Origin of the sequence: Paracoccus sp. DMF-8, assembly GCF_029309835.1 — a bacterium.
GTDB lineage: Bacteria > Pseudomonadota > Alphaproteobacteria > Rhodobacterales > Rhodobacteraceae > Paracoccus.
On record NZ_JARJHL010000010.1, the window covers coordinates 607,227 to 631,600 of the forward strand.

General features: G+C 64.1%; 19 protein-coding genes, 1 tRNA gene and 6 pseudogenes. 21 read left to right on the forward strand and 5 right to left on the reverse strand.

Annotation, left to right across the window (positions count from 1 at the left end):
- The first annotated feature begins 46 nt into the window (after positions 1–46).
- The 6 genes from flaF to PE067_RS10255 are packed head-to-tail and all read left to right on the forward strand — an operon-like array spanning position 47 to position 2,801.
- Positions 47–415: a flagellar biosynthesis regulator FlaF gene (flaF, locus tag PE067_RS10230; RefSeq protein WP_276189290.1), complete on the forward strand. Its 369-nt coding sequence runs from the start codon at positions 47–49 to the stop codon at positions 413–415.
- Entirely contained in the window at positions 412–816 is a 405-nt protein-coding gene (flbT, locus tag PE067_RS10235) for a flagellar biosynthesis repressor FlbT (protein ID WP_276189291.1), read from the forward strand. Before flaF ends, flbT begins: the two co-directional genes overlap by 4 nt.
- A complete protein-coding gene (locus PE067_RS10240; protein WP_276189292.1) occupies positions 813–1,145 on the forward strand; it encodes a DUF1217 domain-containing protein in 333 nt (110 codons plus the stop codon). Before flbT ends, PE067_RS10240 begins: the two co-directional genes overlap by 4 nt.
- Before the next feature lie 28 nt (positions 1,146–1,173).
- The gene (locus PE067_RS10245) at positions 1,174–1,929 is read left to right on the forward strand and encodes an IS5 family transposase (protein WP_276189293.1); all 756 of its coding nucleotides are present in this window, start codon (positions 1,174–1,176) and stop codon (positions 1,927–1,929) included.
- Between the two features lie 24 nt (positions 1,930–1,953).
- Positions 1,954–2,538, forward strand: coding sequence for a hypothetical protein (locus PE067_RS10250; protein WP_276189294.1), 585 nt, complete (start codon positions 1,954–1,956; stop codon positions 2,536–2,538).
- Positions 2,538–2,801 carry a hypothetical protein gene (locus tag PE067_RS10255; protein WP_276189295.1) on the forward strand — a complete coding sequence of 88 codons (264 nt, stop codon included), beginning with the start codon at positions 2,538–2,540 and terminating at the stop codon, positions 2,799–2,801. The genes PE067_RS10250 and PE067_RS10255 overlap by 1 nt, the downstream gene beginning before the upstream one ends.
- Before the next feature lie 210 nt (positions 2,802–3,011).
- On the opposite strand, the gene PE067_RS10260 is transcribed toward PE067_RS10255, so the two are convergent.
- Positions 3,012–3,086 (reverse strand) — tRNA-Asn (locus PE067_RS10260).
- Between the two features lie 69 nt (positions 3,087–3,155).
- Positions 3,156–4,025 (reverse strand): MBL fold metallo-hydrolase, encoded by an 870-nt coding sequence (locus PE067_RS10265; RefSeq protein WP_276189296.1) that lies wholly within the window; start codon positions 4,023–4,025, stop codon positions 3,156–3,158.
- Positions 4,026–4,060: 35 nt separating this feature from the next.
- Here PE067_RS10265 and PE067_RS10270 point away from each other — a divergent pair, with 35 nt between their 5' ends.
- The 7 genes from PE067_RS10270 (at position 4,061) to PE067_RS10300 (ending at position 12,896) form a co-directional block, all read left to right on the forward strand.
- Positions 4,061–5,401: an ATP-binding protein gene (locus PE067_RS10270; RefSeq protein WP_276189297.1), complete on the forward strand. Its 1,341-nt coding sequence runs from the start codon at positions 4,061–4,063 to the stop codon at positions 5,399–5,401.
- An 84-nt stretch (positions 5,402–5,485) separates the two neighbouring features.
- Complete coding sequence (gene fabD, locus PE067_RS10275) at positions 5,486–6,412, forward strand: ACP S-malonyltransferase (protein WP_276189298.1); 927 nt, start codon at positions 5,486–5,488, stop codon at positions 6,410–6,412.
- Between the two features lie 23 nt (positions 6,413–6,435).
- Complete coding sequence (fabG, locus tag PE067_RS10280; protein ID WP_276189299.1) at positions 6,436–7,173, forward strand: 3-oxoacyl-ACP reductase FabG; 738 nt, start codon at positions 6,436–6,438, stop codon at positions 7,171–7,173.
- Between the two features lie 136 nt (positions 7,174–7,309).
- Positions 7,310–7,543, forward strand: coding sequence for an acyl carrier protein (locus PE067_RS10285; RefSeq protein WP_276189300.1), 234 nt, complete (start codon positions 7,310–7,312; stop codon positions 7,541–7,543).
- Between the two features lie 166 nt (positions 7,544–7,709).
- A complete protein-coding gene (gene dps / locus PE067_RS10290) occupies positions 7,710–8,183 on the forward strand; it encodes a DNA starvation/stationary phase protection protein Dps (RefSeq protein WP_276189301.1) in 474 nt (157 codons plus the stop codon).
- 41 nt (positions 8,184–8,224) lie between these two features.
- Positions 8,225–11,698 carry a DNA polymerase III subunit alpha gene (dnaE, locus tag PE067_RS10295; RefSeq protein ID WP_276189302.1) on the forward strand — a complete coding sequence of 1,158 codons (3,474 nt, stop codon included), beginning with the start codon at positions 8,225–8,227 and terminating at the stop codon, positions 11,696–11,698.
- 67 nt (positions 11,699–11,765) lie between these two features.
- The gene (locus PE067_RS10300; RefSeq protein WP_276189303.1) at positions 11,766–12,896 is read left to right on the forward strand and encodes a hypothetical protein; all 1,131 of its coding nucleotides are present in this window, start codon (positions 11,766–11,768) and stop codon (positions 12,894–12,896) included.
- Between the two features lie 88 nt (positions 12,897–12,984).
- Here the strand turns inward: PE067_RS10300 and PE067_RS10305 are convergent, their stop codons facing one another.
- The 3 genes from PE067_RS10305 to PE067_RS10315 form a co-directional block, all read right to left on the reverse strand.
- On the reverse strand, positions 12,985–14,241 hold the full coding sequence (locus PE067_RS10305) for a response regulator transcription factor family protein (RefSeq protein WP_276189518.1): 1,257 nt from the start codon (positions 14,239–14,241) through the stop codon (positions 12,985–12,987).
- A 4-nt stretch (positions 14,242–14,245) separates the two neighbouring features.
- Positions 14,246–15,109, reverse strand: a complete 864-nt coding sequence (locus PE067_RS10310) for a LapD/MoxY N-terminal periplasmic domain-containing protein (protein WP_276189304.1) — start codon at positions 15,107–15,109, stop codon at positions 14,246–14,248.
- Positions 15,110–15,260: 151 nt separating this feature from the next.
- Positions 15,261–15,431 (reverse strand): hypothetical protein, encoded by a 171-nt coding sequence (locus tag PE067_RS10315; protein WP_276189305.1) that lies wholly within the window; start codon positions 15,429–15,431, stop codon positions 15,261–15,263.
- On the opposite strand from PE067_RS10315, the gene PE067_RS10320 reads away from it, so the two are divergent.
- The 8 genes and pseudogenes from PE067_RS10320 to phoB all read left to right on the forward strand — a co-directional run bounded on the left by PE067_RS10320 (position 15,430) and on the right by phoB (position 24,333).
- The gene (locus tag PE067_RS10320; RefSeq protein WP_276189519.1) at positions 15,430–16,497 is read left to right on the forward strand and encodes an FAD-binding oxidoreductase; all 1,068 of its coding nucleotides are present in this window, start codon (positions 15,430–15,432) and stop codon (positions 16,495–16,497) included. The two genes, PE067_RS10315 and PE067_RS10320, sit on opposite strands and share 2 nt — an antisense overlap.
- Before the next feature lie 101 nt (positions 16,498–16,598).
- Positions 16,599–17,701 (forward strand): annotated as a pseudogene (gene aroC, locus PE067_RS10325) (chorismate synthase).
- Positions 17,702–18,100: 399 nt separating this feature from the next.
- Positions 18,101–19,127, forward strand: a pseudogene (locus tag PE067_RS10330) (substrate-binding domain-containing protein).
- 95 nt (positions 19,128–19,222) lie between these two features.
- A pseudogene (gene pstC, locus PE067_RS10335) lies at positions 19,223–20,675 on the forward strand (phosphate ABC transporter permease subunit PstC); the annotation flags it as partial.
- A gap of 7 nt (positions 20,676–20,682) precedes the next feature.
- Positions 20,683–22,040, forward strand: a pseudogene (locus tag PE067_RS10340) (PstA family ABC transporter permease).
- 158 nt (positions 22,041–22,198) lie between these two features.
- A pseudogene (locus PE067_RS10345) lies at positions 22,199–22,893 on the forward strand (phosphate ABC transporter ATP-binding protein); the annotation flags it as partial.
- A gap of 18 nt (positions 22,894–22,911) precedes the next feature.
- Positions 22,912–23,637: pseudogene (gene phoU / locus PE067_RS10350) on the forward strand (phosphate signaling complex protein PhoU).
- A gap of 3 nt (positions 23,638–23,640) precedes the next feature.
- Positions 23,641–24,333: a phosphate regulon transcriptional regulator PhoB gene (gene phoB, locus PE067_RS10355; protein ID WP_276189306.1), complete on the forward strand. Its 693-nt coding sequence runs from the start codon at positions 23,641–23,643 to the stop codon at positions 24,331–24,333.
- Positions 24,334–24,374 lie beyond the last annotated feature (41 nt).

Genomic DNA, 24,374 nt, shown 5'->3' on the forward strand with positions numbered 1-24,374 from the left:
TGGGCGCCCCGCGCGCCCATTCAAACAACTTTGACAGGTTATCATATTGAATCCCGCACCGTTCAGAACGACAATCGCCGGATTTGGCTCTGATATTGTTCGCACCGATCGCGACAATGAATATGAAGCATTTTCGCGCGTCACGCATATGCTTCACCAGGCACAGGCAGCCGAGGGGCGGCAGGCTGAAATCCTGGCTGTTGATCGAAACAACCAGCTTTGGACCATTCTCGCCAATGATCTGGCTCTGTCCGGGAACCGTATGCCTGATGAACTGCGTGCCGGACTGCTTTCTTTGGCGATTTTTTCATTGCGGCATGGACATCGTGTCCTGATCGGAGAAGCTGAGGTCGATCCGTTGATTGATATCAACCAGCGGATCATGAAGGGGTTGCGAGGGGATGTGATCCTATGACTGGGCTCGTCCTCAAACTGGCACCTTTTGAACGGGTTCTCGTGAATGGCGCGGTCATTGAAAACGGCGATCGCCGCAGTCGGATCACCATTCGCACAGCCAATGCCAACATACTGCGGCTGAAGGATGCGATCCATCCGGAGGACGCAACCACTCCGGTCGCCCGGATCTGTTATATAGCCCAACTGATCCTGTCCGGCGATGCCGATCCAACTGAAGCGCGCGAACAAATCCTGATAGGATTGGATCAGCTGAGCGATGTTTTCCGCAATGCAGAGAGCCAAGATGCGCTTATCGAGGCACGCGCAGAGTTTGTCGCCGATCGTGCCTATCCTGGTCTTCGGCGCTTGCGCCGTTTGTTGGAGCTCGAAGCACGCCTGTTGGGAAGGACGGTAGCATGACCTATGCGGTGATGGTAGGCAATGGTGGATATGCGGGTTGGAAGCTTCTTGAGCGCACCGCTGATGCGCAGCGCCAGGCCCTCACTAACGAGCCTCAGATGCAGATTTCACGCGATTATTTCACTGCAGGCGCGGAAAATGTGAACTCGGCAGATGATTTGATCTCGGACTATCGCATGTTGAAGGTTGCACTAACAGCATTCGGCCTTGAGAATGATATCCGCAACAAGGCGTTCATCAAGAAGGTGCTTGAATCTGATCTGACAGACGAAAAAAGCTTTGCAAACAAACTAGGCTCAGGACCCATTGATTTCCGACTGGCGGCGTGATTCACGGTTCGAAAAGCGAGCGGTGACCATGTCTGATCTTTTTTGGTTGACGGACGCGCAGATGGCGCGTCTTGAGCCTTTCTTCCCCAAGTCCCACGGCAAGCCTCGCGTCGATGATCGACGCGTGTTAAGCGGGATTATCTTCATCAATCGCAATGGCTTACGGTGGCGCGATGCCCCGGCAGCCTATGGCCCGCACAAGACACTATACAACCGTTGGAAGCGGTGGAGCGACAAGGGCATCTTTGCCCAAATGATGGCGGGTCTGGCGGCCGGGCACGGCGAAGAAGAAGACCGTGATGATCGACGCCACTTACCTGAAGGCCCACCGCACCGCGACCAGCATGGGCGTGAAAAGGGGGCGTGGGCGCCTGATTGGTCGCACCAAGGGCGGCATGAACACCAAGTTGCACGCCATCTGCGACAGCCAGGGCGCCCCCTCAACCTGTTCGTCACTGCCGGACAGGTCAGCGATTACATCGGCGCGCGGGCATTGCTGAGCAGCCTGCCGGATGTCGATTGGCTGCTCGGGGATCGCGGCTATGACGCCGACTGGTTCAGAGAAGCGTTGAAAGACAAAGGGATACGCGCCTGCATCCCAGGCCGGAAGCAGCGGAAGAAAACCGTCAAGTACGACAAGCGCCGGTACAAACGGCGCAACCGGATCGAGATCATGTTCGGCAGGCTCAAGGATTGGAGGCGTGTGGCGACCCGGTACGACCGTTGCCCCAAGGTATTCTTGTCAGCAATCGCACTTGCTGCCCTCGTCATCTACTGGCTTTGAAACTCAATGAGTCCAGACCCTAGCATGCCCGGCTGCGCGCCGTCCAATGCGACCACCCCCGACCACGACATCCAGACCCTGTTCGCCGCATGGTTTTACCTGCATGAATCGCCGATTCACGGCATCTCGAATGAAGTGAATGATATCACCGCAGACGAGATGTGGCGCATCGAGAACGAAATCGGCTTGCTGCCCGCGTCCGGTCCCCTCGACGGTCTGGCGAAGATTGTCCTTACCACCAGCAACGGGGACGATCCGTTCGGGAACCGCTACAATACAATCGACACGGATCAGCTTTTCGCCGAGGCCCGCGCGGAGCTGATGGCCGACGACGATGCCGGCGGCCCGGTCATGATCATCATGCGGGCGTGGCTTGCCCTTGAACGGATCGACCGCGCTGCGCTGCCCCCCGAGGCCGCGCTTGACGTCTGGCTGACCATGAAGGGGCTTGCCGACCAGATCGTCGGCATGCCTGTGACCTGCCCGCGCGATGTGGTGGCGAAATGGGCCGCCCTTGCCGCCTTTGGGGTCAATGCCGACGATGCGGATCTCGCAAAGAATCATGATCTCTGGGCCGAGACGCGCCATGCCCTCGGGATGGCAGCATAATGGCGATCCGCAGCAAAACCAAACCCGCCGCCGACCCTTCCGACGTGGTGCGTAACGGCGTCATCTTTCGCAAAGCGCCGCCCCATGTCGCCGATGCCGTCAAGACAATCATCGTCGGCCAGATGGCTGCATCGCTGATCCAGGACCGCGCCGACTCGGCCGACGAAGCCGCCTGCCGCGACGTGCTGGTCGGGGTCGGTTACGGAACCGACAGCATCAACAACCTGCTGACGCGCGCCATCGAGGCGGCGCGGGCGCGCTGAACCATTCCAACGCAGCATCAAGGGGCGCGGTCTTGGCCGCGCCCTTTCTCAATCCTTGACGCGCTGCGCCAGCGCATGAACGCCTGACCAAGGCGGACATGGGCACAAGATCTGGTGTGCCGAATGTTACCCCAGATGTTACCCCGAGCGGAAACGAGAAAAGCCCCTTGTAGGGGCTTGCTCATAAATCTCTGGATTTTCAGGGATTTTTGGCTCCGGCGGTAGGGATCGAACCTACGACCAATTGATTAACAGTCAACTGCTCTACCGCTGAGCTACGCCGGAACACGAGGGGTATATAGCTGCGGCTTTCGGGGGCGTCCAGAGGGTTGTCGCATTTTTTTCGCATGACCCTCAAACCCCTGAAAATACGGCATCTGCGGTGATCCGGGGCGGTGCGGAGACCGCTCCGGTTTCGGAAAGGGCGATCAGATGGGCCAGGACGTTGCGGGTTGCGGCGGGCATCAGCCGGGGGGCCACGTCATAGATTCGGCGGGCGAGGGTTTCGGCATCGGCGGGACCTTCGGACAGGGCGGTCATGATCTGGGCGGTGCGTTGCCTGCGATGGGTGGCAAGCTCGGCCAGGCGCGCGGCGGGGGCGTCGATGGCATCGCCATGGGCGGGCAGCAGACGCGCCGCCGACAGCGCATCAAGCCGCGCCAGCGACCGCATGTAATCGGTCAGGTCGCCGTCGGGGGGCGAGATCAGGGTCGAGGACCAGCCCATCACCAGATCGCCGCAATAGACGGCATCCCCCTGGGCAAAGGCCAGGTGACCGCCGAAATGGCCGGGGGTGTGCAGGGCGCGCAGGCTCCATTCATCGCACGCGACCTCATCGCCGTCGCGCAGGGCGATATCGGGGGTGAAACCGGCATCCAGCCCTTCGCCGCCGCCCAGATAGCCCTGATCGGCCAGCCGCTGCATGACGGGCGAACGGCCCGCGGTCGCCGCCGGACCATAGGCCAGGATCGGGGCACCGACCGCATCGGCCAGGGCGCGGGCGCCGGCGGAATGGTCCAGATGGGCATGGGTCACGAAGATATGGGTGATCCGGCCCTTGCCCGCCGCCGCCATGATCGCCGACAGATGCCCGGCGATGTCGGGGCCGGGGTCGATGACGGCGATCTCTCTTTCGCCGAGCAGAAAGGTATTCGTGCCGGGCCCGGTCAGGGGCGAGGGGTTCGGGGCCAGAATGACCCTTGGGGTTTTCTCGGTCTTGGTCATCCGGTTAAGCTACCCCCATCGGGCAGGGGTTTTCCATGAATTTCGAATGGCTGAAACAGGTGATGCCGCGCGGGCTGTATGCGCGGGCGGCGCTGATCCTTTTCCTGCCGGTTGCCGTCGTCACCATCGTCGTCACCGTGGTTTTCGTCCAGCGCCATTTCGAGGATGTGACGCGGCAGATGACCACCGCCCTGTCGCGAGAGATCGCGCTGATCGCCGACCGCATCGACGATGCCCCGGATCTGGACGGGGCGCGGCTGAGTGCCGGTGACATCGCCGGCGAGCTGGACATGGTGCTGACCATGCCCGCCGCACGGCGGGCAGAGGATCGGCGGGTCTTTTACGACCTGTCCGGCCGTATCGTCATCACCACGCTGCAGGATCTGGTCCCCGAGGTCGATGCCGTCGATCTGGGCAATCTGCGCGACGTGATTCTGGTCATGGACAGCCGCCACGGCCCCTATCGGCTGGAGTTTTCGCGCAGGCTGGTGTCGGCCGCCAATCCGCACCAACTGCTGGTCTTGCTGATCGGGACATCGCTGCTGATGACCGCGATCGCGACGGTTTTCCTGCGCAACCAGATGCGCCCGATTCGCAGGCTGGCCAAGGTGGCCGAGGCTTACGGGCGCGGTCAGGTGTTGCCCTATCGCCCCTCTGGCGCGACTGAGGTGCGGCAGGCGGGGCAGGCCTTTCTGGACATGCGCAACCGGCTGGAACGCCAGAATGAACAGCGCGGGCTGATGCTGTCTGCGATCAGCCACGACCTGCGCACCCCTTTGACGCGGCTGCGGCTTGGCCTGTCGATGCTGGGTCCCGATTTCCCGCCCGAGCGTGAGGAGGTCGACGGGCTGGTCAGCGATGTCGATGCCATGAGCCGCATGGTCGATGCCTTTCTGGCCCATGCCCGCAGCATGGCGCAGGACGCGCCGCCGACGCGGCTGCGGGCGCTGGATTTTGTCACGGGCATCGTTGCCGACGCCCGTCGCGGCGGGCAGGACGTGACCCTGCATCGGGTCGAGGGCGACGAAAACGCGCTGGTCACGATCCGCGCCGACACATTGCGCCGCGCCGTCGAAAACCTGATCGGCAATGCCGTGCATTACGGGACAAAGGCCGAGGTAGATGCCGCGCTTGGTCCCGGCTATTTCCGCATCTCGGTCGAGGATGACGGACCGGGCATCGCCCCCGAGCGCCGGGACGAGGCGCTGCGGCCCTTTACCCGGCTGGATGCCGCGCGCAATCAGAACATGGGCGAAGGGGTGGGGCTGGGCCTGTCGATCGCCGTCGATATCACCCGCGCCCATGGCGGGCAGTTGCGCCTGACCGAAGGCAGCAGGCTAGGGGGCCTGCGCGCCGAAATCGTGCTGCCGCGCTAGGCGCATCGCGCGGTTGCGGCGATCTGCGCGGCGCGATAAGCCGGAACGAACAGGAAAGAAACGGTAAAAGGGAAGGGGACCCGGATGCGGGCATTCGTTTTTCCAGGGCAGGGCGCTCAGGTCATCGGCATGGGGCGCGAACTGGCCCTGGCCTATCCGGCCGCGCAGGCCGTGTTTGACGAGGTCGACGAGGCGCTTGGCGAAAAGCTGTCGGATCTGATCTGGAACGGTGACATCGAAACCCTGACGCTGACCCAGAATGCGCAACCCGCGCTGATGGCGACCTCGCTGGCGGCGTTCCGCGCGCTGGAGGCCGAGGGCTTCGGCATCAAGGACGCCGATTTCGTCGCGGGCCATTCGCTTGGCGAATATTCGGCGCTATGTGCTGCGGGCGCGCTGACGCTGGCCGATACGGCGCGGCTGCTGCGCCTGCGCGGTCAGGCCATGCAGGAAGCCGTGCCGGTCGGGCAGGGGGCGATGGCCGCGATCCCTGGCCTTGATTTCGCGACCGTCGATCAGATCGCGCGCGATGCCGCGGATGGAGAGGTCTGTCAGGCCGCCAATGACAATGACCCGGCGCAGGTCGTGATCTCGGGTCACAAGGACGCGGTCGAACGCGCCGCCGTCATCGCCAAGGAACGCGGCGCGAAACGCGCGCTGATGCTGCCGGTCTCGGCGCCTTTCCATTCGGCGCTGATGCAGCCCGCCGCCGCCGCGATGGCCGAGGCGCTGGCCGGTGTCGACATCCAGAACCCCGAGGTGCCGCTGGTCGCCAATGTCCGTGCCGAACCCGTGCTGGAATCCGGCGCGATCCGGCGTTTGCTGGTCGAACAGGTCACCGGCGCGGTGCGCTGGCGCAGATCGATTCAGATGCTGTCGGGCGCGGGCGTCGCGGAATATTGGGAAATCGGTGCGGGCAAGGCGCTGTCGGGCATGATCAAGCGCATCGACAAGGACGCCACCACCCGCAACATCGGCACCCCTGCCGATATCGCCGCGCTGAAGGGCTGAAGCCCATAGGGATTGGAAAAGACATGTTTGATCTGACAGGAAAAAAGGCGCTGATCACCGGCGCATCCGGCGGCATCGGCGGCGGCATCGCGCGCGCGCTGCACGCGGCGGGCGCCACCGTCACGCTTTCGGGCACGCGCGCGGAACCGCTGGCTGCGCTGGCCGCCGAACTGGGCGAACGCGCCCATGTCGCGACCGCGAATCTGGCTGATTCCGCCGCGGTCGAGGCCCTGCCCAAGACCGCCGCCGAGGCGATGGGCGGTCTTGATATTCTTGTGAACAACGCGGGCATCACCCGTGACAACCTGTTCATGCGCATGTCGGACGAAGAATGGACGCAGGTCATCGACGTCAACCTGACGTCCAGCTTCCGGCTGTGCCGGGCTGTCCTGCGCGGCATGATGAAGGCGCGTTGGGGCCGGATCGTCAACATCACCTCGGTCGTGGGGACGACGGGCAACCCCGGTCAGGGCAATTATGCCGCCGCCAAGGCGGGGCTGGTCGGCATGTCGAAAAGCCTTGCATATGAAGTCGCTAGCCGTGGCATCACGGTGAACTGCATCGCGCCGGGCTTTATCGAAACCGCGATGACGGACAAGCTGAACGACGAACAGAAGGGCCGCATCCTGACCCAGATCCCGGCGGGCCGCATGGGGACCGCCGATGAAATCGCCGCTGCCGCCCTGTATCTGTCCAGCTCCGAGTCGGGCTATGTGACCGGCACGACGCTGCATGTGAATGGCGGCATGGCGATGGTGTGATTGTGGTTTATGCGGTTGCAAGATCACGATCCCGTGCTATATCCCGCGAACAAGCTGCAGGGGGAACCGCCCTCGGCTGTCGCTGGCAACCGCTGGCAAATTCAGGGGCGGATGCCCGCGAAAATGAGGAATTGATATGAGCGATATCGCTGATCGCGTGAAGAAGATCGTTGTCGAGCACCTTGGTGTGGACGAAGACAAAGTGACGGAAGCCGCTTCCTTCATCGATGATCTGGGTGCGGATTCGCTGGACACCGTCGAACTGGTCATGGCCTTCGAAGAAGAATTCGGCATCGAAATCCCCGATGACGCAGCCGAAACCATCCAGACCTTCGGCGATGCCGTGAACTTCATCCAGGGCGCGGTCTGAGACGACCCGTTCTACTGGACGATCCGGCGGCGCTTTCCCCAAGCAGGGCAGGCGCCGCTTTTCTTTTGCCCACCTTTCGGGTTGCACCGGCGGCAAAGCGGCTTTGCGCAACCTTCGGCAGGTTTCGAACGTTTTATCACGAACCTGAACACGGAAGGAACATGTCATGGGTGTCTCGCTCAAGGGGATCAAGGACAATGCGCGCAAGGCCTCGGTCGAGGAATTGAACGCAAGGCTGGCCGACGGCATCGCATTGGCGCTGGCGATCAAACAGGCCCATTGGAACGTCAAGGGGCCGAACTTCATCGCGGTTCACGAGCTGTTCGACCAGATCCGCGCCCGTGTCGATCTTCAGAACGACACGATGGCCGAGCGTGTGCAGCAGCTGGACGGCGTGGCCATCGGCACGGCGGATGAAATCGCCAAGGCCAGTTCCCTGCCGGCCTATCCGACCGACCTGACCAAATCCGCCGACCACCTGCGCGAAATCGCCGGGCTGTTGCGCGCGCATGGCGAAAAGATCCGCAATGCCATCGACGTGACCGATGATGCGGGCGACGCCGATACCGCCGATATCTTTACCGGCGTCTCGCGCGATCTGGACAAGGATCTGTGGTTCGTCGAAAGCCATCTGGAATAAACCCCGTTGAGGCTGCGGGGGGCAGCGCCTGGATTGCCGCCATGGCCAATGCTTCCCCCCGATTCATCCACCTGCGCACCCATTCCGAACATTCGCTGCTGGAAGGTGCGATCCACGCGGCCAAGCTGCCCAAGCTGGCGGCGGCCATGGGTATGCCTGCGGTCGCGCTGACCGACACCAATGCGCTGTTCGCGGGGCTGGAATTTTCGGTCAAGGCGCAGGGCGAAGGCGTGCAGCCCATCATCGGCTGCCAGATCGCCCTGACCACCGAAAAGGCCAGTGGCCCCATCGTTCTGCTGGCCCAGAACAAGGCGGGCTGGCTGAACCTGATGAGCCTGTCTTCCTGCCTCTATCTGCGCGAAGGCGGCGCCTTGCCCCATGTGCTGCTGGACGAACTGGCCGAACGTGCCGAGGGGCTGATCTGCCTGACCGGCGGCGCGACCGGCCCGCTTGGCCAGTTGGTCGCCAATGGTCAGGCGGCGGATGCCCGGCTGCTGCTGGAACGCATGGCCCGGATATGGCCCGACCGGCTTTATGTCGAATTGCAGCGCCACCACGACGAATCCGGCGCGCTGATGGTCGCCGAGGCGGCATCCGAAGGCGGCATGATCGACCTTGCCTATGCGCTGGACCTGCCGCTGGTCGCGACGAATGACGTCTATTTCCCGAAACCAGACCTGTATGCCGCGCATGATGCGCTGATCTGCATCGCGGAACGCGCCTATGTCGACCAGTCCCAGCCCCGCCGCCGCCTGACCCCCGCGCATTATTTCAAATCGCCCGAGGAAATGGCCGCGCTGTTCGCCGACCTGCCCGAGGCGATCGAGAACACCGTCGAAATCGCCCGCCGCTGCGCCTTTGCCGTCGCCCGCCACGCGCCGATCCTGCCACGTTTCGCCGATGACGAGGTGGTCGAACTGCGCCGTCAGGCCCGCGAGGGTCTTGAGGCGCGGTTGAAGGTCATACCCCATGCCGTCACGGTTCAGGAATATAATGATCGGCTGGATTTCGAACTGGGCATCATCGAACAGATGGGCTTTCCCGGCTACTTCCTGATCGTTGCCGATTTCATCAAATGGGCCAAGGATCACGGTATTCCGGTCGGGCCGGGCCGGGGCTCGGGCGCGGGGTCGCTGGTCGCCTATGCGCTGACCATCACCGACCTTGATCCCCTGCGCTACAGCCTGCTGTTCGAACGGTTCCTGAACCTCGAACGGGTGTCGATGCCGGACTTTGACATCGACTTTTGCATGGATCGCCGCGAGGAGGTGATCCATTATGTGCAGGGCAAATATGGCCGCGACAAGGTGGGGCAGATCATCACCTTTGGCGCGCTGCTGTCCAAGGCCGCCGTGCGCGACGTGGGCCGGGTGCTGCAACTGCCATTCGGTCAGGTGGACCGGCTGTCCAAGATGATCCCGGTCGAAGGCGTGAAACCCGTCAGCGTCACCAAGGCCCTGGCAGATGAGCCGCGCCTGCGCGAAGCCGCCAAGGAGGAGGTGGTCAAGCGCCTGCTGGATTACGCCGCCAAGCTGGAAGGGCTTTATCGCAACGCCTCGACCCATGCGGCGGGGGTGGTGATCTCGCCCGAGCCGCTGGACCGTCTGGTGCCGATCTATCGCGATCCGGCCTCCGACATGCCCGCGACGCAGTATAACATGAAATGGGTCGAACAGGCCGGGCTGGTCAAATTCGACTTTCTGGGGTTGAAGACCCTGACCGTCATCCAGAACGCCGTGGACCTGATCCGGGGCGGCGGGCGGCATCTGCATATCGGCCCCGACGGCCGCCAGCTTTACACCCCGCCGCAGGGCGCGGTCGATGAAATCAACGCCATCCCATTGGATGACGGCCCGACCTATGACCTGTTTTCCAGCGCCCGCACGGTTGCCGTGTTCGAGGTCGAAAGCTCGGGGATGATGGATGCGCTGCGGCGCATGAAACCGACCTGCATCGAGGATATCGTCGCGCTGGTCGCGCTGTATCGCCCCGGCCCGATGGAAAACATCCCGACCTATTGCGAGGTCAAGAACGGCGAAAGGCCGCTGGAATCGCTGCATCCGACCATCGACCCGATTCTGGCCGAAACCCAGGGCATCATCGTCTATCAGGAACAGGTGATGCAGATCGCGCAGGTCATGGCGGGCTATTCGCTTGGCGGCGCCGACCTGTTGCGCCGCGCCATGGGTAAAAAGATCGCCGAGGAAATGGCCAAGGAACGGCCGAAATTCGTCGATGGCTGCAAGGCGCAGGGGATCGACGCGAAAAAGGCGGGCGAGGTGTTCGACCTGCTGGAAAAATTCGCGAATTACGGTTTCAACAAATCCCACGCGGCGGCCTATGCCGTGGTCAGCTACCAGACCGCATGGCTGAAGGCGAATCACCCGGTGGAATTCATGGCCGCCGTGATGAACTGCGATATCCACCTGACGGAAAAGCTGGCGGTCTATAAGCGCGAGGTCGACCGCATGGGCATCGAGGTCGTGCCGCCCTGCGTCAACCGCTCGGACGCGACATTCACCGTCGATCAGGGCCGTGTCGTCTATGCGCTTGGCGCGCTGAAGGGCGTGGGGGTCGAGGCGATGCGGCTGATCGTCGGCGCGCGCGGCGACCAGCCGTTTCGCGACATGACCGACTTTGCCCGCCGCGTTGACATGCGCCGGGTCGGCAAGCGCCCGCTGGAAATGCTGGCGCGGGCAGGGGCCTTTGACCTGCTGGAACCCAACCGTTCGCGCGTGCTGAAATCGCTGGACGGGCTGGTCGCGTGGTCGGCTGCGGTGCAAGAGGCCGCCGGGTCGAACCAGTCGTCCCTGTTCGGCGGGGGCGAGGATCTGCCGCCGCCGCGCCCGGTCACCGCGCCCCTGTGGCTGCCCACCGAAAAGCTGGCGCAGGAACATGCCGCCATCGGCTTTTACCTGTCGGGCCATCCCCTGGACGATTACCAGCCCGCGCTGCGGCGCAAGAATGTCAGCACGCTGGCCGAAATCACGCTGGCCGCGATGGACGGGGCGATGGTCGCCTCGCTTGCGGGCACGGTGTCGTCGCGTCAGGAAAAGAAATCGGCCAAGGGCACGCGCTATGCTTTTGTCAGCCTGTCTGACCCGACCGGCCTGTACGAGGTGACGGTGTTTTCCGACACGCTGGATGCCCATCGTCAGCATCTGGAACCGGGCGAAAACGTCGTCTTGCAGGTGCAGGTCGAACCATCGGGCGATCAGGTCAAGCTGCTGGCACGCGGCGTCACCCGGCTGGAGGATTATGTTCTGGACGCAGGTGCCGACCGGCTGGCGGTCCATATCACCGGGCCCCAGCCCATCCCCGAAATCGCCTCCGCGCTGGAGCGTATCCGCGCCGAGGTCAAGGCACCCCCGCGCGCCAGAGGCCCGATTCTGTTACGTTTTCGTGACGGTGACGATCTGGTCGACGTCGAGATTGCGGGCGATGCCCCGCTGACAACCCCGACGCGACAAGCGTTGCGTGCCATCCCCGGCGTTCTCGAAATCGCAGACGAATAGAGGTTGGCATCCCTCCGCTTCGGATGCTTAATGCGCCCAGACAATCGCACAGGATCGGAGATTTGTGATGCAGTTGCCCCAGATCAGGACAGACGGCGTCCCACAGGTGGACGGAACGGTTTCCTGCTATGTCGCAGAGGCGATCATCGGCAAACCCCGGTATAATCCCGCGCGCCCCGTGATCTTTGTCAACGGCATGCTGAACGACGGCGACGGCCATCGCGGCGGCGCGCTGTTCCTGTCCGAGATGCTGGGATCCAGGGTCTATGGCGTCTACAACGCGACGCGCGGCGGGCTGACCGACCTGTGGCAATGCATCACCGACAAGTTCAAATTCGCATCGGGGCAAGCGGCCGACCAGACCGTCATCGCAAGGATCCCGAAATTCGGCGGCGATTTCCAGACCTGGGCCGGCTTTGTCGAACTGGCCTATCAGGCGGAAAAGGCCAAGGCGCCGGCCCTGTCCAAGGATGATTACGTCTATACCCTGCTGGGCAGCAATCCGGCGACCAAATCGCTTTATGCGCTGCTGCTGGCGCAGCCCGGCGGATTGCTGGGACTGCCGATCCATGCCCATAGCCAGGGCAACCTGATCACCTCGAACGCGCTGACCGGGGTGGCGCTGGCCCGTGGTCTGGGTGCGATTGCCGGGCTGGAGGTGGTCAGCTACGGTTCGCCCGCGCAGGGCTGGCCCGCCGGGCTGCGCCGCACCAACAACGCCTTTACCTTTGACGGCGTGTCCTTTCTGGACGGGACGATGGATTTCAGCAGTTCGAAAGTGGGCTATAAATTCGCGCATGGCCTGAACCCGCTGGTCCACCGCTTTGAACTCTACAAGGATTATGACGCGGAATTCATCGTCAACAAGTTCCGCACCGGGGGCTGGGGCGTCACCGTCAATATGGACGAAAAGGGACTGGCCCAGTTCTGCCACCAGCTTGGCAACAACACCGACCGTCTTGGCCGCATCTTCGACCGGCTGGAAAAGGCGCATTGGACCGACAGCGACGATGTCGCGCTGGAATATGTGCAGTTGAAATCGGACAGCCAGCTGGCCGAGCTGAATCAGATCTCGCCGCTGTTCGTCGCGCAACTGGTCCGCCTGCTCAAGGCCGGCTACACCTCGCGCGGGGAACAGGCCGCGATCGACCGGCTGGAAGCGGTGAGGATGCGCGCCGATGGCGGTGTGCGGGCCTGAACGGTCTGAAACCTGACCGCACCGCTGCCGGTTCCGGCGGTGTGGCCGCAGGATGCGGGGCGATTTGCCGGATGGCCGGCCGCGCCCGCTAGCTGATGTCGAAATGCCGGATCGCCTTGGCGACCAGATCGGCAAAGCCGGTGGCGCGCATCTTGTCCTTCAGCGTCATGCTGACATTGGTCACCGTCTTGTAGCTGATCTGCGCGCGTTCGGCGATTTCGCGATAGGACAGGCCTTCGGCGATGCCGCGCAGGATGTCTTCTTCCCGAGGGGTCAGGCGGGGACCTGAGGGGTCCATGCCGGGCTGGTTCATCAGCGCGATCTTGCGCGCCATGTCGGGCGAGACATAGCCCCGCCCCGCAGCAACCTCGACAAAGGCATGGCAGATTTCCGCGGCGGGTGAATCCTTGTTGATGATGCCATTGCATCCCGCCTGCAGCGCGCGGCGCGCGATCAGCGGGCTGCGGTGCATGGTAAAGGCCGGGATGGGCAGACCGGCCCCGGCGCGGCGCAGCCGCGTGACCAGCCGCACGCCCGCCAGCTTGGAATCGCCGATGGTCAGGTCCACGACCATCACATCGGGCTGGGTCTCGCGCCAGATCTTCCATGCCTGCGACGGGGTTGTGGCGATCACCACATCGCAGGGCATGGTGTCGCGGATGATGCGGTTCCAGCCTTCGGCCACGACGGGATGGTCGTCCAGGATCAGGACGCGGGGCAAAGGCTTTGCCGCGACGGTGGCCGGTTCCATATCCGTTTGCGTGCTGGGAGAGGCGGCGTTCATGTCGGTGTCCAAAGCTCGGTGATCGTCGATGTTCCGTCGCGCCGGGGCGGCAGATAGGTGGCGCCGACGGCGGCGGCGCGTTCGGTGATGCCGCTTTGCCCCAGTGCCGGGCGGGCGGTCCAGCCCCGCCCCGCTGCCATTGTCCGTCACCCGCGCGCGCAACCCGCCGGGTTCGCGGCGCAATTCGATCAGGATCAGGCCGGGTGCGGCGTGGCGCATGGCATTCAGCACGCTTTCGCGCACGAAACGGTAGATCGAGATTTCCGCCGCATCGCTGGCCGCCGCCGCCGGATCGGCGCTGAGCCGGATTTCGGTCCCCGGCGCGATTTCGGAAAACTCGACCGCCAGTTCATGCAGCAGATCGCCAAGGCTGGCGTCGTCCATGCCGATCGGGCGCAGGCTTTCGATGGCCGAGCGGGCGGATTTCTGGATCTCGGCGGCGTGGCGGCCGATGGCGTCCAGCGCGTCCTGCATCTGGCCATGCTGGGCCTCGTCCTCGCGCCCGCCGGCGGCGCGGGCCTGTTCGACGGCGGCACGCAGCGCGAAGAGCTGGGGGCCCATGTCGTCACGCAGGTCGCTGGCGATGCGGGCGCGTTCGTTTTCGGTCAGGGTGACGATGCGGCCCTGCAACCGGCGGTTCTCGGCGCGTTCGTGATCCAGATGGGCGGCCAGCGCGTTGACGCCGCCGCCAAGCGCGGACAGTTCCGTCAGGCTGCTGTCGGGCGCGCGCTGCGTCAGGTCCTGGCCATGCATGCGTTCGAGCACGCGGCCAAAGGTGCGCAGGCGGCGCTGGACGACCAGCGCGACCGACACCGACACCGCGATCATCGCCGCGACGGCCAGCGCCAGCAGCGGCAGGATGACCCGGAAGATTGCGCCGAGGTCTTGGCGATTTCATCGGAGGGTCGGTTTCCAGATACAGCAGGCCGACGACATTCGGATATTGCCGGATCGGAAAGATGAAGCTGCGCGGCGTGGGCGTCAGCAGGTGATACAGGAATTCCGGTGCGCGGTTTGCCCCGCGCCTTTGCCCGTCGCTGCCCGCAAGGACCTGCCCGCGCGCATCGACCAGCCGTGCTGAAACATGGCGCAACCCGTCGATTTCATTGGCAAGTTCGGTGGCACGATACAGCATGTCCTCGCGCATGAAGGCGGTGGGCAGGCGGACCGTGGCGATGGCGCTGGCCAGATGAAAGGCGCTGTCGGTTTCCTCGCGCACGGCATTGCGGGCGTGCAGGACCAGAATGCAGGCCACGATGGCGCCGATCACCAGCCCGGTCAGCGACGACCCGATCAGGGCCAGCGCCCCGAGCGAGATCCGGCCCGGCCAGATCCGGCGCAGGCCTCGCCTCGCCGCCGCATCGACATCGACGGCCACGGCGGGCCGCTTGCGGGCGGCCGGATTGGGCGAAAGGGCGGAATGCGTCATCCTGTTGCGATCATCCGGTGGGTTGCGGCGCTGTGCCAAGGGCGCGGGACGGCGCATCCATCCCTGCCACGCCCGGCAATTCTGGGTGAAAGCCTAGGCCGGTCCGCTCTCTGGGGCAAGCGCGCAGGCCGCGCAGAGGGGCTTGCAGCCGTCAAGGATGGACGGCGCGGCGATCAAGGGGCCACGGATCGCCCGGCGTGGTTTCCCGATCTGGCCCGGATTGTTCGGACAGCCCCGCCCAGTCTTTAACCCTTTCCCCGTCTTTCCTCGCCCCGGTCTTTTCCTTGGCCAGCCGCCGTGCCAGAACGGCGCGCATGAACATGTCGGATATCATCATCATCGGCGGCGGCATCGCCGGGGTCGCGGCCGCAGCCGAGCTGTCGCATCAGGCCAAGGTCACGTTGATCGAAGCGGAAAGCGCGCTGGCCTGTCACGCCTCGGGGCGGTCGGCGGCGCTGTGCGAACCCTTTTACGGACCCGCGCCGGTGGTCGAACTCAGCCTTGCCTCGGGGCCGGGGCTGGCGGAAGCGGGCGTGCTGTCGCCGCGCGGGGTGATGCTGCTGGCCCCTGCGGGCGAGGATCGGGGCTTTGCCACCGAAGCCGAATCGATGCGGTTGCAGGAAATCGACATCGGGCAGGCCGTGGCGACCGTGCCGATCCTGGAGCCTGCGGCGCTTGGGCGCGTGGCATTCGGCGGCCATGCGCAGGATATCGACACCGATCTGCTGATCCAGTCGCTGGCTCGCGCCGCGCGCAGCCGGGGCGCCGATATCCTGACCAGTGCCCCGGCCAGTGCGATCCGTCGCGTGGCGGGCGCGTGGCAGGTGACGATGCCCAGAGGCGATATCGCGGCCCCGGTCCTGGTCAATGCCGCCGGTCCCTGGGCCGACCGTATCGCGACCATGGCCGGAATCGCGCCTTTGGGGATCGTGGCGCGGCGCCGTTCGATGGCGCGGATTGCGATTCCCGGCGAACATGACATGAGGCATTGGCCGATGATGCTGGGTCTGGGCGAAAGCTGGTATGCCAAGCCCGATGCCGGCGCGATGATCGTCTCGCCCGCCGATGCCGACCCGGTCGAACCCTATGATGCCCGGGCCGAAGACATGACCATCGCCGAGGGGCTGGCGCGCTACGCGGCGATGGTGCGCGTGCCCGTCCAGCGCCTGCTGGCGACATGGGCGGGGTTGCGCAGCTTTGCCCCCGATGGCGTGCCGCTCTATGGCCGCGATGCGGCGCAGCCCGGTTTCATCTGGTTCGCGGGGCAGGGCGGCTATGGCTTTCAGTCCTCGCTTGGTTCGGCCCGGTTTCTGGGCGACCTGCTGGGCGGGCGCGGGGTCGATCCGCATCTGGCGCGCGCGCTGGACCCGGCCCGCTTCGCCCGCTAGGCGCGGGCGGCTTTCAGGGCGGGCATTGGGCAGGCAGGCATTGTCAAGCCCGCCCCCTGCCGCTATCGCAGGGAAAATCCGCGAGAGATAAGGGCATATCCATGAGCTTCAACACCTTTGGCCGCGCCTTTCGCTTTACCACCTGGGGGAAAGCCATGGGCCTGCGCTTGGCGCGACGGTGGATGGCTGCCCGCCGGGGGTCGCGCTGGACGAGGCCTTTATCCAGCAGTTTCTGGACCGCCGCCGCCCCGGCACTTCGAAACACACGACGCAGCGGCAGGAAGCGGACGCGGTGCGCATCCTCTCGGGCGTGTTCGAGGGGCAAACCACCGGCACGCCGATCCAGCTGATGATCGAAAACACCGATCAGCGGTCCAAGGATTACGGCGACATCGCGCAGGCCTATCGCCCCGGCCATGCCGATATCGCCTATCAGATGAAATACGGAATCCGCGATTATCGCGGCGGCGGGCGGTCCAGCGCGCGCGAAACGGCGGCGCGGGTCGCGGCGGGCGGTGTCGCGCAGGCGGTGCTGCGCGATCTGGTGCCGGATCTGCGCATCACCGGCTATATGGTCCAGATGGGCAGCCTGCATCTGGACCGCGCGAATTTCGACAGCCAGCAGATCCTGCAAAACCCGTTCTTTCTGCCCGACGCCTCGGCCGTCCCCGCGTGGGAGGATTACCTGTCAGGCATCCGCAAGGCGCAGGACAGCGTCGGCGCCGCCATCGAGGTTCTGATCGAAGGTTGCCCGCCGGGTCTGGGCGCGCCGGTCTATGCCAAGCTGGACACCGATCTGGCCGCCGCGATGATGTCGATCAATGCCGTCAAGGGCGTCGAGATCGGCGAGGGCATGGCCGCCGCCGCCCTGACCGGCACCGAAAACGCCGATGAGATCCGCATGGGCAATGACGGGCCGGTGTTCCTGTCGAACCATGCCGGGGGCATTCTGGGCGGGATTTCGACCGGGCAGGACATTCTGGTCCGCTTTGCCGTCAAGCCGACCAGTTCGATCCTGACGCCGCGCCGCTCGATCAATGCGCAGGGCGAGGAAATCGAACTGATCACCAAGGGCCGCCACGATCCTTGCGTCGGCATCCGCGCCGTCCCCATCGCCGAGGCGATGGCCGCCTGCGTGGTGCTGGACCATCTGCTGATGGATCGCGCCCAGACCGGCGGCATCCGGGGACGGATCGGCGGCTGATCGGCGCAAACCGACGCCGCAGTGATCGAAGGGGCGCGGGCTGGTGATGGCCGCGCCCATTGTCGTCCCGCGCGCCGCCGCATGCAGCCGCGCGTGCCACGATCCAATGTGACATTCCCCGGAAGTAATCCCGGCGCGAATCCCCCGATCCCGCGTCAAAAACCCGTTCCCTGCGACCGTGGCGGCCTGTCCTTTCCGATAGGGGGTAGCAGCCGTGTATTCTTCAACCTGAGGTATTTTAGCATAATTTCAATGCGTTGACAGGTTCACCCCTGTCCCTTCCCCCATCCGGGCCGCGATTGTCATGTCACTGTCACAAAAATTTCGGATTAGCGACACATCCGGCCCGTAGGTGACTGACAGGGTCGATCAAGACCTCAAGACATTCAGGAGTGATCCATGACTTGCGTCAAATACACCGTTTCGGCTCTTGCCGTCATCGCAGCAACCGCCACGATGGCCAGCGCGCGCGACCAGATCCAGGTTGCAGGTTCGTCGACGGTGCTGCCCTATTCGACGATTGCGGCAGAAGCCTTCAGCGAAAATTCCGATTTCCCGACCCCGGTGGTCAGATCGGGCGGCTCTTCGGCGGGCCTGAAGAAATTCTGCGAAGGCGTGGGCGAGAACACCATCGACATCGCGAACTCCTCGCGTCCGATCAAGGACAGCGAACGCGAAGCCTGCAGCGCCGCCGGCGTGACCGACATCATGGAAGTCCGCATCGGCTATGACGGGATCGTCTTTGCCAGGCGACATCGCGGGCAATGATTTCGCCTTCACCCCGGCCGACTGGTTCAACGCGCTGGCCGCCGAGGTCGTCGTCGACGGCAAGGTCGTCGCGAACCCTCATAACAAATGGAATGAAATCCGCGCCGATCTGCCGGATCAGGAAATCCTGGCCTTCGTTCCGGGCACCAAGCACGGCACCCGCGAAGTGTTCGAGGAAAAAGTCATCCATGCCGGTTGCGAAGAATCGGGCGCTCATGCCGTTCTGGTCGCTGAAAAAGGCGAAGACGACGGCGACGCCGCCTGCATGGCGCTGCGCACCGACGGCAAATCGGTCGATATCGACGGCGACTATACCGAGACCCTGGCCCGCATCCAGTCGGCCAAGAACGGCATCGGCGTCTTTGGCCTGGCCTTCTACGAAAACAACACCGACAAGCTGAAGGTCGGCACCATCTCGGGCATCGTTCCGTCGACCGAATCGATCGCTTCGCGTGAATATCCGGTGTCGCGCCCGCTGTTCTTCTACGTCAAGAAAGCCCATATCGGCACGATCCCCGGCCTGAAGGAATTCGCCGAATTCTTCGTTTCGGACGAAATCGCCGGTGCCGGCGGCCCGCTGGCCCAATACGGTCTGGTGGCTGACCCGGAACTGGCCACCGTGCAGGCCGCCGTGGCTGCCGAAGAGACCATGCAATAAATTCGAAAATGCGGGCGGGACCCAGGTCCCGCCCGCGTCCTTTGCCCATCCCTGCCTTTCATCTCCCCTGAAATCCCCGCAAAACCGAGGCCCTCATGCCCGTTCTCTGGATCGTGCTGATCTTGCTTGCACTCGGCCGTCACCGGCTATGTGCTTGGCACCCGTCGCACGCTGGCACTGGCGGGTGGCGACAGCCGCCGCCCGCATTCCCGGTCAGGCTACTACGGCTGGTATGTAGCACTGTTCTCGACCGTTCCCGCCCTGGTCCTGATGGCCCTGTGGCTGATCGCACAACCGCTTGTGCTGAACAATTCCGCAGCCAGCGCGCTGCCCGAAAGCCTGACCTCGTCGGGGGTGAACACCTCGATCGTGGTGCAGGACGTGCGCCGCACCTCTTATGCGCTGAGCGATGGCATCGCCCAGGGCGTGCTGACCCGCGCCGAGGCGAATGACGCCGCCGCCCTGTCGGAAACCGTGAAATCCAAGCTGGACGGGGCGGGCATCCGCACCCCCGGCACCGCCAATGCCGACATGTTCGCGCTGGCCGCCGATTACCGCCAGAAGGCCGCGACCGGCAATCTGGTCATGACCATCGCCGTGCTGCTGCTGGCCGCCGCCAGCTTTGCCTATGCGATGAAGCAGACCGGTCCGGACTATCGCGCCCGCAACACGGTCGAAAGCTTCGTCAAGGGCGTGCTGATCCTGTGTTCCAGCATCGCCATCCTGACGACCGCAGGCATCGTCCTGTCGATGGTCTTTGAAACCGGCAACTTCTTCCGCCAGTATCCTTGGACCGATTTCTTCTTTGGCAGCACCTGGTCGCCGCGCTTTGGTGGCGGATCGCAGCTTGGCATCATGCCGCTGCTGTGGGGCACGCTGTATATTTCATTCATCGCGCTGATCGTGTCGGTTCCGATCGGTCTGTTCGCCGCGATCTACATGTCGGAATATGCCTCTGGCCGAGTGCGCTCGGTCGTCAAGCCGATGATCGAGGTGCTGGCCGGGATCCCGACCATCGTCTACGGTCTGTTCGCGCTGATCACGGTCGGCCCGATGCTGCGCGACTATTTCGCGCAGCCGCTTGGCCTTGGCACCTCGGGGTCGTCGGTGATGACCGCGGGTCTGGTCATGGGCATCATGCTGATCCCCTTCGTCAGCTCGCTGTCGGATGACATCATCAACGCGGTCCCCAATCCCTGCGCGACGGTGCGCTTGGTCTCGGGTTCGACCCGGTCCGAAACCGTGAAACAGGTCGTCGCTGCCGGCCGCGCTGCCGGGCATCGTCGGTGCGATGCTGCTGGCCGCCTCGCGCGCCATCGGGGAAACCATGATCGTGGTCATGGAGGCCGGCGCCGCCGCCAGAATGGACCTCAACCCGTTCGAGGCGATGACGACGATCACCGTCAAGATCGCCAGCCAGCTAACCGGCGACACCGATTCTTCGGCCCCTGGAACGCTGGTCGCCTTGCCCTTGGCCTGTCGCTGTTCGTCATCACCCTGGGGCTCAACGTCACCGCGCTGTATGTCGTGCGCAAATACCGGGAGCAGTCAGGCAATGACCGATCTTACCGCATCGGGCGCCAGCTGCTGCCGCGCCCAGCGCCGGGTCGCTGCATGTCCCGGGCAGCGCACCAAGAAACGCAATGCCGCCGAGCGCCGCTTTCGCCAGCTATGGGATCGCGGCCATCGCCGCTGCGATCATCGCGCTGGTGATCCTGCTGGCCACCATCCTGTCGAATGGCACGGGCGCCTTTCGCCAGACCATATCTGACCATCCCGGTCACGCTGAATGCCGAACAGCTTGACCCCTCGGGGACCGGCGATGTCGAGAGCGATGCAGAAAGGTGCTGACCTGACCTATGGCAGGCTGCTCAGCCAGTCGCTGGCGGATGTCATCGCGAATGAAAACATCCAGATCGACGGGCTGACGGACAAGGACGTCAACGACCTGATTTCCAAGGAGGCCCCGGCCCAGATCCGCAACATGGTGCTGGCCAATCCCGAATTGCTCGGCCAGACCATCGAGGCCCTGTCCTGGACCAATGGCCGCGTCGATGGCCATTACAAGGGCCAGCGTCACGCTGGACGGCGCCGCGCACAGGATCTCGAACACCTCGCCCGCGCAGCCGACGCTGGCCGATACGCTGCGCGAACGCGGCGAGCTGAAAACCCTGTGGAACTGGAGCTTTCTGACCAGCCCGACGCATCCGACCAGCGCCCCGAAGCGGCGGGTGTCGGCATCGCGATCCTCGGCTCGCTGTACATGATGCTGGTCGTGCTGCTGCTGTCGGTGCCGATCGGCGTCGCCGCGTCCATCTATCTCGAAGAATTCGCGCCCAAGAACAAATGGACCGATATCATCGAGGTCGAACATCATCGAACCTCGCTGCCGTGCCGTCCATCGTCTCTTGGTATCCTCGAGCCTGGCCGCTTTCATCAACTTTGCCGGATTGCCGCAATCGGCGCCCATCGTCGGCGGCCTTGTGCTGACGCCGATGACGCTGCCGACGATCATCATCTCGACCCGCGCGGCGCTCAAGGCGGTTCCGCCCTCGATCCGCGACGCGGCGCTTGGGGTCGGTGCGTCGCGGATGCAGACCGTGTTCCACCACGTCCTGCCGCTGGCCCTGCCGGGCATCCTGACCGGCACGATCATCGGCCTTGCCCATGCGCTCGGCGAAACCGCGCCGCTGCTCCTCATCGGCATGGTCGCTTTCGTCGCCGACGTCCCGGCAACGCCGATGGATCCCGGCAACGGCTCTTCCGGTGCAGATCTACATGTGGAGCGAACGAGGCCGAACGCGCCTTCGTGGAACGCGCCGTCTGGAGCCATCATCGTGCTCGCTTGTCTTCCTCATCCTCATGAATGTCGGTGCCATTCTCCTGCGCCGCCGTTTCGAGCGACGCTGGTAGGAAGGACCGGTCATATGAACATGATGTCGAAGCAGCAGTCGAGAAAGCCATGGACGGACAAACGAACGACATTTCCTACAAGATGATCGGCAAGGACGTTTCCGGTCTATTACGGCGACGAAGCGCGCCCATCTACGACGTGAATCTCAACGTCCGCGAAAACACCGTCACCGCGCTTCATCGGCCCTTCGGGCTGCGGCAAGTCGACATTCCTGCGCTGCATCAACCGCATGAACGACACGATCGACATCTGCCGCGTCGACCGGCCAGATCACGCTCGACAGCGACGATATCTACGATCCGACGCATCGACGTCGGTGGAACTGCGCGCCCAGCGTCGGCATGGTGTTCCAGAAGCCGAACCCGTTTCCTAAGTCGATCTACGAGAACGTGGCCTATGGTCCGCGCATCCACGGCCTCGCCACAGGCGAAGGCCGAACATGGACGCCGATTGTCGAGCAGAGCCTGCAGCAGCGCCGGCCTGTGGAACGAAGGTCAAGGACCGCCTGCACGAAGCCGGGGACCGGCCTGTCGCGGCGGCCAGCAGCAGCGCCTGTGCATCGCCACGCGCCGGTCGCCGTCCAGCCCGGAAGTCATGCTGATGGACGAGCCCTGCTCGGCGCTGGACCCGATCGCGACCAGCCAAGGTCGAGGAACTGATCGACGAGCTGCGCTCCAATTTCTCGATCGGTGATCGTCACCGCACTCGATGCAGCAGGCGGCCCGCGCGTCAGCCAGCGCACCGCCTTGTTCCACCTCGGCAACCTGGTGGAGGACGGACGACACCGACGACATCTTTACCAAGCCGCAGGATCTGCGCACGGAAAGCTATATCTCGGGCAAGATCGGCTGATCGGGGAAAGACATGAGCATGAATACCGAAGAACACATCGCGTCGGCGTTTGACCGCGATCTGGAAACCGTTCAGGCGCTGGTCGTCAAGATGGGCGGCATGGTCGAAAGCGCGATCCAGGACGCAAGCCGCGCGCTTGAAACCCGCGACGAGGAACTGGCCATGGAGGTCGCTGCCAGCGCGACAAGGCCATCGACGCGCTGGAAGCCCAGATCAACGAAGAGGCCGCACGGCTGATCGCGCTGCGCGCGCCCATCGCATCGGACCTGCGCACCGCGCTGACCGTGATCAAGATCTCGGCCAGTCTGGAGCGCGTCGGCGATTATGCGAAAAACATCGCCAAGCGCAGCCATGCCGTGACCCATATGCCGGCGATTGCCGGTGCGGGGATCGCGCTGCGCCGCATGTCGGCCACGGTCGAGACGATGATGAACGGACGCGCTGGACAGCTATATCCAGCGCGACGCCGCCCTTGCCGCCGATGTCCGCCAGCGCGACATCGAGGTGGATCAGATGTATAACGCGCTGTTTCGCGAATTCCTGACCTATATGATGGAAGACCCGCGCAACATCACGGCCTGCATGCATCTGCATTTCATCGCCAAGAACATCGAGCGCATGGGCGACCATGCCACCGGCATCGCCGAACAGGTCATCTACCTGACCACCGGCGAATTGCCCGACGACGCGCGCCCGAAAAGCGAAAGCGTCACCCGCGTCAACCTGAACGAGGGCGAGGACTGATCCATGGCTTCGCAGCATCAACCCTGTGTTCTGGTGGTCGAGGACGAAAGCGCGCAGCGCGAGGTCCTGAAGTATAACCTCGAAGCCGAAGGCTTTGACGTGGTGCTGGCCGAAAACGGTGACGAGGCGCTGTTGTTGTTCGAGGAAGAGCAGCCCGATCTGGTCCTGTTGGACTGGATGCTGCCCAATGTCAGCGGTCTGGAAATCTGCCGCCGGATCAAGGCCGATCCCGGCAAGCGCCAGATCCCGATCATCATGCTTTCCGCCCGGTCCGAGGAAGTGGACCGGGTGCGGAGGCTGGAAACCGGGGCCGATGACTACATGGTGAAACCCTATTCCGTGGTCGAGCTGATGGCCCGGCTGCGGACGCAGCTGCGCCGCACGCGCCCGTCCTCGATGGGCGAACGGATGAGCTTTTCGGACATCATTCTGGACAGCGCCGAACATCGCGTCTTTCGCGCGGGCCAGTCGCTGCATCTGGGGCCGACCGAATTCCGCCTGCTGTCGACGCTGATGGAAAAACCCGGCCGGGTCTGGACGCGCGAACAATTGCTGGACCGGGTCTGGGGCCGCGATGTCTATGTCGACACCCGCACCATCGACGTTCATGTCGGCCGCCTGCGCAAGGCGCTGATGATCAATGGCGGCGACAATCCGGTGCGCACGGTGCGCGGCGCAGGCTATGCCCTGGGCTGATCCTTCCGGCACCGGCTGAAAGAACCGCGAGAGGGCGACCT